The sequence below is a fragment of the Gottfriedia acidiceleris genome, from assembly GCF_036421055.1.
Classification (GTDB): Bacteria; Bacillota; Bacilli; order Bacillales; family Bacillaceae_G; genus Gottfriedia; species Gottfriedia acidiceleris_C.
Genome location: NZ_JAZGQS010000006.1, coordinates 271,329 through 283,650, shown reverse-complemented (window position 1 = coordinate 283,650; position 12,322 = coordinate 271,329). Strand labels below are relative to the sequence as shown.

The 12,322-nt window shown below is 34.8% G+C and carries 7 protein-coding genes; 6 read left to right on the top strand and 1 reads right to left on the bottom strand.

Going from position 1 to position 12,322, the window contains the following annotated elements:
* Positions 1-8 precede the first annotated feature (8 nt).
* Positions 9-1,439 carry an Asp-tRNA(Asn)/Glu-tRNA(Gln) amidotransferase subunit GatB gene (gene gatB / locus RAH41_RS11820; RefSeq protein ID WP_331222676.1) on the top strand — a complete coding sequence of 477 codons (1,431 nt, stop codon included), beginning with the start codon at positions 9-11 and terminating at the stop codon, positions 1,437-1,439.
* 60 nt (positions 1,440-1,499) lie between these two features.
* On the opposite strand, the gene RAH41_RS11815 is transcribed toward gatB, so the two are convergent.
* On the bottom strand, positions 1,500-1,967 hold the full coding sequence (locus tag RAH41_RS11815) for a formate/nitrite transporter family protein (RefSeq protein ID WP_331222675.1): 468 nt from the start codon (positions 1,965-1,967) through the stop codon (positions 1,500-1,502).
* 262 nt (positions 1,968-2,229) lie between these two features.
* On the opposite strand from RAH41_RS11815, the gene RAH41_RS11810 reads away from it, so the two are divergent.
* From RAH41_RS11810 to RAH41_RS11790, 5 genes are all read left to right on the top strand, one after another.
* Complete coding sequence (locus RAH41_RS11810) at positions 2,230-3,114, top strand: diacylglycerol kinase (protein WP_331222674.1); 885 nt, start codon at positions 2,230-2,232, stop codon at positions 3,112-3,114.
* Positions 3,115-3,223: 109 nt separating this feature from the next.
* Positions 3,224-4,606 (top strand): 23S rRNA (uracil(1939)-C(5))-methyltransferase RlmD, encoded by a 1,383-nt coding sequence (rlmD, locus tag RAH41_RS11805; protein WP_331222673.1) that lies wholly within the window; start codon positions 3,224-3,226, stop codon positions 4,604-4,606.
* A gap of 215 nt (positions 4,607-4,821) precedes the next feature.
* A complete protein-coding gene (locus RAH41_RS11800; RefSeq protein WP_331222704.1) occupies positions 4,822-5,787 on the top strand; it encodes a tRNA-dihydrouridine synthase in 966 nt (321 codons plus the stop codon).
* Positions 5,788-6,181: 394 nt separating this feature from the next.
* Positions 6,182-7,099 carry an N-acetylglucosamine kinase gene (locus tag RAH41_RS11795; protein WP_331222672.1) on the top strand — a complete coding sequence of 306 codons (918 nt, stop codon included), beginning with the start codon at positions 6,182-6,184 and terminating at the stop codon, positions 7,097-7,099.
* 720 nt (positions 7,100-7,819) lie between these two features.
* Positions 7,820-12,184, top strand: coding sequence for a S8 family serine peptidase (locus tag RAH41_RS11790; protein ID WP_331222671.1), 4,365 nt, complete (start codon positions 7,820-7,822; stop codon positions 12,182-12,184).
* The last annotated feature ends 138 nt before the right edge of the window (positions 12,185-12,322 follow it).

Here is a 12,322-nt window from a genome sequence, read left to right as displayed (position 1 = left end):
CGGGAAAGATGAATTTTGAAACGATAATCGGTTTAGAAGTACACGTAGAATTAAAAACAAAATCAAAAATCTTCTCACCAAGCCCTAATGCGTTTGGTGCAGAACCAAATACAAACACTGGTGTAATTGATTTAGGTTATCCTGGTGTGTTACCAGTATTAAATGAAGAAGCTGTAAACTTTGGTATGAGGGCAGCAATGGCTTTAAATTGTGAGATTGCAACCGAAACAAAGTTTGACCGTAAAAACTACTTCTATCCTGATAATCCAAAAGCTTACCAAATCTCTCAATTTGATAAGCCGATTGGTGAAAATGGATGGATTGAAATTGAAGTTGGTGGCAAAAAGAAACGTATCGGTATTACTCGCGTTCATTTAGAAGAGGATGCTGGGAAGTTAAATCATACAGAAGAAGGTTATTCATTAGTAGACTTTAACCGTCAAGGTACTCCATTAATTGAAATCGTTTCTGAGCCGGATATGAGAACTCCTGAAGAGGCTTATGCATATTTAGAAAAACTTAAGTCAATTATTCAATTCAGTGGTGTATCAGATGTAAAAATGGAAGAAGGATCACTTCGTTGTGATGCGAATATTTCATTACGTCCATTTGGACAAGAGGAATTTGGTACAAAAGCAGAATTAAAAAACTTAAACTCATTTGCTTTCGTTCAAAAAGGACTAGAGCATGAGCAAGTTCGTCAAGAAAAAGTATTATTATCTGGCGGAGTAATCCAACAAGAAACACGTCGTTACGATGAAGCTACAAAGACTACAATCTTAATGCGTGTAAAAGAAGGATCGGATGATTACCGTTACTTCCCAGAACCAGACTTAGTTGAACTATACATTGATGATGAGTGGAAAGAACGTGTTCGCCAAAGTATACCGGAGCTTCCAGATGCACGTCAAAAACGCTATGTAGAGCAATTAGGTTTACCAGCATATGATGCTATGGTATTAACTTTAACAAAAGAAATGTCTGATTTCTTCGATGAAACTGTAAACAATGGTGCAGATGCAAAATTAGCTTCTAACTGGTTAATGGGTGAAGTTTCAGCTTACTTAAATAAATCACAAAAAGAACTGCATGAAGTTGCTTTAACGCCTGAAAACTTATCTAGTATGCTTAAGTTAATTACAGACGGTACAATCTCTTCTAAGATTGCGAAAAAAGTATTCACTGAGTTAATCGAAAACGGTGGAGACGCAAATGAAATTGTAAAAGCGAAAGGTTTAGTACAATTATCAGATGAAGGCGCTCTTCGTAAAATCGTTATTGAAACGCTTGATGCTAACCCACAATCAATTGAAGATTTTAGAAATGGTAAGGACCGAGCTATTGGCTTCCTTGTTGGTCAAATGATGAAAGCGACTAAAGGCCAAGCGAATCCACCACTATTAAATAAGATCTTAATGGAAGAAATTCAAAAGAGATAAGGCTTTTAATACAAAAAACTACGGGCTATAAGCTCCGTAGTTTTTTTGTACTCTTTAAAATCAAAATGATTCAATAATATGGTTAGCTTGTTGGTGCATACAAAAGGATATCCACTTTACTGTTGGATCGTTATATAATCCTGTTATATGTATTAATAAAGAAAAACAACCAGCACCTAGTATATTCCCAATGTAAGTAATAAGCCACAAATTTAGCACCTCTAGCCAATTCATTTTTCCTCTAATGGCAGTATAGGCAAAATAAAATATGTTTCCTATAAATAAATCAGCACCCCCGTATGCAATTAGAAGAATGGCTACGGTAATTGTTATAGCAGCCATTGGATACGCAAAAGGAGTATACGTAGTATGAAAGAAATTACCTGATTTAAATGCTACTATAACTCCGAAGCCTATAAACATACTAGCCATTATTGCTCTTAATAAAAAACGCAAAACACTATCTCGGTAAATTTTTAACTTTTTTAGAGCATAATACTCTACCTTCACGAACGGTTTGTTTTCCATCTCATTATCAATCCTTAATTCTACTTTAATGTTTTTATCATCAATATGTACTATAATAATTAAGTTGTTCAAAACGATAGAAAAATATAGCAAAGAAACGAATGTAATATAAATTTAATATAATATCATATTGCTTTTCAATATGGGTTTGAACATGCTTTAGAAAGGCAAAAATAGATAAGTAAATGGAAAAAGTTTACTACAAAAACTTTTTAGGTTAGGATATAAGGTAGAGAACTTAAATAAATAAGTAGGATGGTTAATGATGAAACGTGCAAGAATTATCTACAACCCTACTTCTGGTCGTGAAATTTTTAAGAAAAAGCTTCCCGATGTGTTGCAAATGTTCGAGCAAGCAGGTTATGAAACCTCTTGTCATGCAACAACTGGAGCAGGTGATGCAACAATAGCAGCAAGAGAAGCATGTGAACGAAAATTTGATTTAGTTGTAGCTTGCGGTGGAGATGGAACCCTTAATGAAGTAATCAGTGGTATGGCAGAACAAGAATATCGACCAAAGTTAGGATTAATCCCAGTTGGGACAACAAATGATTTTGCTAGAGCAATTGGTGTGAATGTTTCAATTATGGAAGCGGCTGAAGTCATAACAAATGGACAAACTGTCCCCCTTGATATAGGAAGAGTTGATGATAAATATTTTGTAAATATTTTAGCTGCCGGTAAAATTACAGAATTAACATATGAAGTACCTAGTAAACTAAAAACAATGTTAGGACAGCTAGCATATTATTTAAAAGGTATTGAAATGTTACCAAGAGTTAAGCCTACACGCTTAAAAATTGAGTATGACGGAAAAGTATTTGATGAAGAAGCATTTTTGTTCTTATTATCGAATACAAATTCTGTTGGTGGATTTGAAAAGATTGCACCTGAAGCAAGTATTAATGATGGACAATTTGACTTATTAGTCTTAAAGAAATCAAATATAGCTGAAATTATCAGAGTATGTGCTCAGCTATTAAGTGGCCAGCATGTACAAAATGAACATGTTCTTTATACTAGAGCAAGCCATCTAAAAATTATGTCTGATGAAAAACTACTATTAAATATTGATGGTGAGTATGGTGGAGAAACACCATGTACTGTCGATATGCTTTACAACCACCTAGAAATCTATGTACCATAATAAGTGAAATAGTAGTAAATACTAGAAAAAGTAACCACGGTAGTTAACGTGGTTATTTATTTTGTATAATGAAATGGTTTAATAAAAGGTTGAAAGGTAGGTAAGGGACTTGTCGAAAAGAGTGTTACCTGTAGAAAAGAATCAATTCATAGATGTTGAATTTATCGATTTAACTCATGAGGGACATGGAGTTGCAAAGGTAGATGGATATCCAATCTTTGTACCTAATGCACTTCCTGGTGAAAAAGCACAAATTAAAGTGCTAAAAACAAGCAAAGGTTTTGGGTTCGGTAAAATTATTGAATTCCAAAAAGAAAGTGATGTTCGAGTAGAACCAATTTGTTCGATTTACAATCAATGTGGTGGTTGTCAAACTCAACATATGAGCTATGAAGGCCAACTTGAGGCGAAACATAAACAAGTAGTAGAAGTTGTAAAACGAATTGGGAAACTTGATGACGTAGTAATCCATCCAGTGTTAGGGATGGAAAATCCATGGAGTTACCGTAACAAAGCACAAGTTCCAGTAGGTGAACTAGAAGGTGGACTGGTTGTTGGTTTCTATCAAAAGAGAAGCCATGAAATTATTCCAATGAATGAATGCTACATTCAAGGAAAAGAAAATGATGAAATGATACAATCCGTGAAAGATCTTTGCGAAGAATTAAAAATCGAGCCATATGATGAGGTTGGCCACAAAGGACTATTACGTCATATTATGGCACGCTATGGATACTATACAAATGAATCAATGCTAGTTCTTGTTACTACAAAAGTGAATTTTGCTCAAAAAGATGAATTAATAGCTAGAATTGTTGAGAAATATCCAACAATTACAAGTATTATTCAAAACGTAAATAATGAAAAAACAAATGTGATTCTTGGAAATCGAACAATTGTTTTATACGGAAGTGAAACAATTAAGGATAAAATTGGCGATATTACTTTCGAAATTTCAGCTCGGTCATTTTATCAAGTAAATCCTACACAAACTAAGGTTTTATATGATAAAACACTCGAGTATACAAATTTAAACGGTAGTGAAACAGTAATTGATGCATACTGTGGAATCGGTTCAATTTCCTTATTTTTAGCTCAAAAGGCTAAAAAGGTTTATGGTGTAGAAATTGTACCAGAAGCGATTGAAGATGCGAAACGAAATGCTATGATTAACGAGATGACAAATGTTGAATTTGAAGTAGGAAAAGCTGAAGAAGTAATTCCTAATTGGTACAAGCAAGGAATTACAGCGGAAGTATTAGTTGTAGACCCTCCAAGAAAAGGTTGTGACGAGGCTTTATTAAATACAATTATTGATATGAAGCCAAGCAAAGTAGTTTATGTATCATGTAATCCTGCTACATTAGCCAGAGATTTACGAGTACTTGAAGATGGTGGTTATAAAACTGTAGAAATACAGCCAGTGGATATGTTCCCACATACTAGTCACGTAGAAGCTGTCGCGAAATTAGTACTTAAGGAAGGGAACTGACACTACTCCTTTTGAACTTCGTGTTCTTCTGAAGTTATTCTTCAGTTTTTAGTGAAACCTTTAATCACTATGATCCCAGGATTGCTGATTGATGGCGTGGAGATAGTAAGGTTTAAGGGAATGAAGATACAAGTGCAAGCAAGAACATCTTGCTTTTTAATTTTGGGATATGAGATTGAAATGCAATCCCATAATGGGAGGATTTGAAAATGGATATGAAACATAATTTTTGGCGTGATTTACCGCGACCATTTTTTATACTGGCACCAATGGAAGAAGTGACGGATGTTGTATTTCGCCACGTTGTAAGTGAAGCAGCTAGACCAGATGTGTTTTTCACAGAGTTTACAAATAGTGAGAGTTATTGTCACCCAGAAGGAAACAAAAGTGTGCGTGGGCGTTTGGCTTTTACTGAGGATGAACAGCCCATGGTAGCTCATATTTGGGGTGATAAGCCTGAATTTTTCCGACAAATGAGTATTGGTATGGCAGAACTTGGGTTTAAAGGTGTGGATATCAATATGGGCTGTCCTGTACCTAACGTGGCAGGGCACGGAAAGGGAAGCGGCTTGATTCGCCGTCCAGAAGTTGCAGCAGAATTAATACAAGCAGCAAAAGCTGGAGGATTACCTGTAAGTGTGAAGACAAGGCTTGGTTTTTCTGAGGTGGACGAATGGCGCGACTGGCTAACTCACATCTTGAAACAAGACATTGCCAATTTGTCGATCCATCTACGTACAAGAGATGAAATGAGCAAAGTGGATGCACATTGGGAACTAATACCGGAGATAAAGAAACTTCGTGACGAAGTAGCACCAGATACACTCTTAACAATCAATGGGGATATCACTGACCGTCAAGTTGGCTTAAAGCTCGCTCATCAATATGGTATTGATGGGATTATGATAGGGCGAGGTATTTTCCATAATCCATTTGCTTTTGAAAAGGAGCCGAAAGAACATAGCAGTAAGGAACTACTTGATCTCTTAAGATTGCATATGGACCTCCATGATAAATATTCACATTTAGAGCTGCGTTCGTTCAAGGCTCTTCATCGCTTTTTTAAGATATATGTTCGTGGATTTAGAGGGGCAAGTGAATTAAGAAATCAATTAATGAATACATCCTCAACAGATGAAGTACGTGCAATGCTTGATAACTTTGAGTCAAAGAATCTTTGATGGAAAATTCGAACTGTAAAAGGATCAGCCCTTGAGTTGGTCAATGACAGTCTGCCCATATAAATACAATTAAAAAGTACTCTCTAGAGTAGACAATTTTAAAGTCTAGCTACAGGGTACTTTTTTTGTTTTCATTCTATAATCTCGAAATCTAAACCTTGACTGTTTAAATTGAATAAGTGGATTTTTTCCTTTGCAAGAAGAAAATATCCACCTAGTAAATGAGAAATGATTACTTTACAATTAATGCAACTATACATTCATAACAAAGTGGAAAATTAAGATGAAATAAGAAACGAAAAAGAATGAATTTAATGAATTTAAAGCTAAATGTATAAGTAAGTAAATTGATACGATAACTTATAAGCTTAACGAAAGGATGAGTCAACACATAATGAATAGATTGATAATCGGAATGGATGGCGGAGGAACGAAAACGAGAGTCATGGTCAAAGAACGTCTAGATGGTGAAACGTTATTTGATCAAAATTTTGGAATGTCAAATTATAACAACATCGGTGTAGAAGGGCTGAGACCAGTATTTCGTGAAATATATGAATCGCTTGTTTCTTATTTTAAAGAGCGTTTACAAAATGCGATTCTTGTACTAGGTTCTGCAGGAGTAGATCGACCGAAAGATATTGATATTTACTTGAATGCATTAAAAGAAAGTGGTTTTACTTGCCAGCTAAAAGTAGTGAATGATGCAGAAATTGCTCTTGTTGGTGGGAACGGAGATCGAAAAGATGCTTTGATGATTGCTGGAACAGGCTCCATTGTGATGGGAGTAGACTCAAAAGGAAATATAATACGCTCAGGTGGATGGGGCGGATTAATAAGTGATGAAGGTGGCGGTTTTAAAATCGGTTTACATGCAATCACGGCTGTAATGAATGAGTACGACAAAGTAATTGCTCCTACTTCATTTACCGAAAAATTGCTCGCTCATTTTAAGTTGAATTCTCCGGAAGATTTTATGGATTTATTATACATGGAAGATATAATTCCCGTAGATAAGGTAGCTTCATGTACGCCAATCGTTTTAGAAGCATGGTTAAAAGGTGATGAAGCAGCTCGTACAATTGTTGAAGGAGAACTAGATAAGTTGGTTCGTTTAGTCATTGGAATTAGTCGACAAATGGGTTCAATTAATTTCCGCCTATCTGTGGCAGGAAGTTTGTTGACGAAATCAACTGAGTACTACGATACGCTAAAAGAGAAGTTAAATGTTGCTTTACCCCAAGTTGAACTTTCTGTCCCCCTTTATGATCCAGTTTTCGGTGCCATCATTATTGGTGAAAAATACAAGTAATTAAAAATAAATCATGGTTTTGAAGGTGCAATAAATATAAATGAGGGCAAAGCTCTTATGACTGCAGATAAATACAGTACAAATATTTTTAACGATGGACCCAACAACAATTATGGCAGCAAATCCATTTGGATGTTGCCTTTTTATTTTTTTAACTCTTTTATATTACATCTAATTTAATAGAGTCACTCGCTGATCTCGAGCTAGCAAAAATATATATTTAGAGTTGTCACTCAAACACTTCAAAGGACTTGTAATGACTTGTGTTTTTTAAAGTGATTCTATGAGTATTTATCTAGAAATATACTTTTATCTAGAACTTTAAATCTATATAATTGGGCTCAAAAACGATATAAAAATACAAAAATCTACATATTTTTATAAAAAATGCAAAAAAACTTTAAAAATTTTAAAATATTTTGAATTTTATAGAGGAATTTTGACTAAAAAAGAAGAATAATTAAATTTATCTATTATTCCTTAAAAACTTTATTAAAAAAATTAAAAAGTTAGGTACTAATAGGGTTAAGTATGATGAAAGGAGATATTAGGGGGCTAGCTGGAAATGGTTAGAGGTAATTTGGCATGTTCTTGATTGAGAAATTTTTTCATTTATATGTCGATATTCCTCGAATTGCAGTATTGAAAAAGAGGGGAAGTTTTTTAAGAAATCATGTACTAATCTATTTTATTTAAAATTTTCTTGAGAGGAACGAAGAAATGAATAATAAAAAGAATCGTAAAATAACTACATATGCATTAGCGTCAGCTCTTGCTCTTTCTAATTTAGCATTTGTTTCACCAACTTCAGCTGAATCTTACCGACCTGGTGATTTAGCATCAAAGTTGGAGCAAATTAAACAATCACAGGAAACTAAAGGATTACAAAATAAGAACAAAGTAACTGAAGCGAGAGCAAATTTAAAAGCGTCAGATAAAGTACGCGTTATCGTTGAAGTGGACGGACAGTCACCAGTTGAATACGCAACAAAACAAGGGAAATTGTTTAAGGACTTATCTGAAAATCAAAAGGCTAGCCTTTATGCAAAAGTAGATAGCCAACAAAGTTCAGTAAAATCAAAGCTACAATCAAAAGGAGTCAACATTAATTATAAAAAACATTTTTCAACTGCATTTAACGGTTTCAGTGGTGTAGTTGAATTTGGTGATGTAGCAAAAATTGAAGCTACTTCAGGTGTAAAAAATGTTTTTTTAGCGAATGAATACAATCGTCCTACAGCTGAGCCATCTACTCCAGATATGACGAAGAGTCATCAATTTATCCAGTCTAAAGAAACTTGGAAAGATACTGGCTTCGACGGTAAAGGAATGGTTATCTCTATTATTGATACAGGGATTGACCCAACTCACCGTGACTTTAAATTAACTGATCCTTCAAAAGAAGACCTAACAAAAGATTCAGTAGCTCAACTTGTAAAAGATAAAGGATTACCTGGTAAATTCTACACTGATAAAGTTCCTTATGGTTATAACTATTATGACCAAAATAGTATCGTAACAGATCTTGGACCTGGTGCTTCAATGCATGGTATGCACGTAGCAGGTATTACGGCTGCTAACGGTGACGAAGCAAACGGTGGAATAAAAGGGGTTGCACCAGAAGCGCAAGTACTTGCGATGAAGGTATTCAGTAATGACCCAAGCTATCCATCTACATGGTCTGATATTTATCTTGCAGCTATTGACGATTCTATTAAACTAGGTGCAGATGTATTAAACATGAGCCTTGGGTCTGTAGCATCTTCTTATGAGCCAAATAGTGCAGAAGATCTTGCGATTACTCGTGCAGTTGATAATGGTATTGTGTGTGCTGTTTCTTCTGGTAACTCGAACCACATTGGTTATGGATGGGGAGATCCATTATCACAAAATCCTGATATCGGTGTAACTGGTGCTCCAGGTCTGAATAAAGATACAATCTCAGTAGCAGCTTCTGGTAATGAAGCTTATCTATATGAACATGCGATTACTGTTGATGGTAATAAAGATCTTACTGTTGTTGGTAAAGGGATTGATGCTTGGAAAAATCTATCAGATAAATTTGGTGGAAATATTCCTGTTGTAAATCTAGGTAAAAAAGCGGATGATACATACAAATTAGGTGCACCGGATGATTATAAAGGTGTAGATGTTAAAGGAAAAATCGTATTAGTAGCACGTGGTACATATACTTTTGCTGATAAAACGAAATATGCTGCTCAAGCTGGTGCAGCTGGTATTATCGTATGGAATGCAAATAACGGTACTCAATTTGCTGACCAAGGTGGATGGGATGTTCCAATGATGCTTATTAACTCTAAAGCAGATGGTGAAGCATTATTTAATTCGATTAATGGTTCAGGAACCATTCATGTTAACCAAACAGCTAGAAATGAAAGTCCTGAAATGGGTCGTATGACAGCCTTTACTTCATGGGGAGTTACGCCTAGCCTTGAGTTAAAGCCAGAAATTACAGCTCCAGGTGGAAATATTTATTCAACTGTTAATAACAACCAATACGAAGTAATGAGTGGTACATCGATGGCAGCTCCACACGTAGCTGGTGGATCTGCATTAGTACAAGAATACTTGAAAAATGATAAACGATTCAGTTCTTTAAGCTTAAGTCAACGTACTCACTTAGCAAAAGTATTATTAATGAATACTGCGAAAGTTATTAATGATTTAGATGGTCATCCATTCTCTCCACGCCGTCAAGGTGCTGGTATGATGCAAATCGAGAATGCTGTTACAACACCAGTTTATTTCTATAACAAGTCAACAGGTGAAGCTAAGTACGAATTGAAAGATTTCCAATCTAAGCAAGTATCAATGACTTTCACAGCAAAAAATATTTCTGATAAAGATGCTGAATATAAAGTTGATACAAATGCTTTAACTGATGAATTCTATCAAACTGCTACTGTTGATCGTAATGCACTTCAAACAGGTGCATTAGATGGTGCGAAAATAGATGCTCCTGAAACGGTTAAAGTTCCAGCGGGTAAATCTGTTGATTTCACTGTGAAAATTGATTTAACGAATGCAAAAATTCCTGGATTCGATAAAGATGATAAGAAAATTTTAGCAGATCTTCATGACAATATTTTCGTAGAAGGATCTGTAAATCTTATCGGTAAAGATGGTAATCCAAACTTAACTGCACCATACGTAGGCTTCTACGGTAAGTGGGACAGTCTGCCAATCGTTGATGGTTTTAAGGATCTTGGTGAGACTCGTTATTTTGATTTACAACCGTATTTTAAAAAGAATTATGATATCGATGATGCACATGATATGACAACTGATTATGATAGTACATTCTTGGAAGCTGCTCCTGGAAAGGGTGGGAAAAATTATTACGCGTTTTCACCAAATGGCGATAACAGTGGTGATGATATTAATGCTCTCCCATCATTCTTAAGAAATGCATCAGAAGTACAATATAATATCCTTGATAAAGACGGCAAATTCCTTCGCCGTTTAAGTGCTCAATCTGACGTTACAAAAAATGCCTATGACAATGGTAAAGCCACACCATTTAACGATAGTGAGTCCACTATTTGGGATGGTAAAGTAAATGGTGAAGTAATGCCTGATGGTTTTTATAATTACGAAATTAAATCTGTAATTGGCTATAATAATGCAAAGTGGCAGTCTAAGAAAATTCCAGTTTATATCGATACTCATGCTCCAACAATTAAAGCAACTTATGATCCTGATAAGAAAATTGTTTCTTGGGAAGGTTCAGACGAAGGAACTGGAGTCCAATTATATAGTATTTGGGTAAATGGAAAAGAAGAGGGTCGAACTGATAATACAAAATCTTCTTTCGATCTATCTAATGCTCCAGCTAAAGCTTTAGTAGAAGTAGTTGCTATGGACTATGCAGGTAACGGGGCAGAAGATGTCGCTACAATTGGTGATGTCGATCTTCCGTTAGTGTATATCACGGATGGCTCAAAAGATAAAACAGGCGATTATATTCCTAACTCACCAGAACCTTGGGGAGCTTATAGTGATAACACAGTTCCAGTTAAAGGCTTCGTAACAGATGATATTGGTATCAAAACAGTTAAAGTTAATGGAAAAGAAGTTCCAACTACTTTTGATGCCAAGACTGGACACTACAACTATTCAACAACGGTAACATTTAATCAAGATGGACCGTTCACTGTTCAAGTAGAAGCAACAGATTTTGCTAACAAAAACTTCTCAGTTGCGCGTCATATTTATGTTGATACTCACGCAGCAGAAATTAATGTACTAAATGCTCCAAAACGAGTGGATAAAAAGGTAGATGAAGTTACATTTAAAGTAAACTTAAAAGATAACTATAGCTACTTAAACTTCTTCGTTGGTGAAAACCACGAATTTGAAGTTCCATTAATCAGTCCAGTGGATGTTGTAAAACCATTAAACAAAGATTATGAAGTAACAGTGCCGTTAAAAGAAGGACAAAATAAAATTACGTTAAGAGCGACTGATCTTGCTGGTAATGAAACAGTGAAGGAAGTAGTCATTAATCGTGCAGATGCTCCAATTAAAACTGGTTGGGTAGTAGAAAATGGAAAAAAATACTACTACAATAACAAAGGTGTTAAAGTAACTGGTATGCAAACGATCAGTGGTAAAAAATATTACTTTGATAATAATGGAGTAATGAAAACTAGTTGGGTAACTTATAATGGTAAGAAGTATTACTTCGATAAATATGGAGTAATGAAAACTAGCTGGTTACAATTAAATGGTAAGAAATATTACTTCGATAAATACGGTGTAATGAAAACTAGTTGGTTAGTATTAGGTAACAAACACTATTACTTTGATAAATATGGAGTAATGAAAACTAGTTGGTTAGTATTAGGAAATAAACACTATTACTTTGATAAATATGGAGTAATGAAAACTGGTTGGTTAGTATTAGGTTCTAAACACTACTACTTCGATCCAAACGGAGTAATGTTTAATAATGGCTGGAAAAAGATAAGTGGTAAATATTATTACTTCAACAAATCTGGCGTAATGGCTGTAAATACTACAATCGGTAAATATAAAGTAGGTAAAGACGGAGCAAGAAAGTAATTTGATTTAATAGTTTACTAGAATTCGAGGAATTTTGAGCATGTATTCGGTTTATGATCGGATACATGCTTTTTGTTTTGAATAGGATTTATTGGAAGGATATTTGTATAAACGAAAAAACCACAAGGAAATTTAATT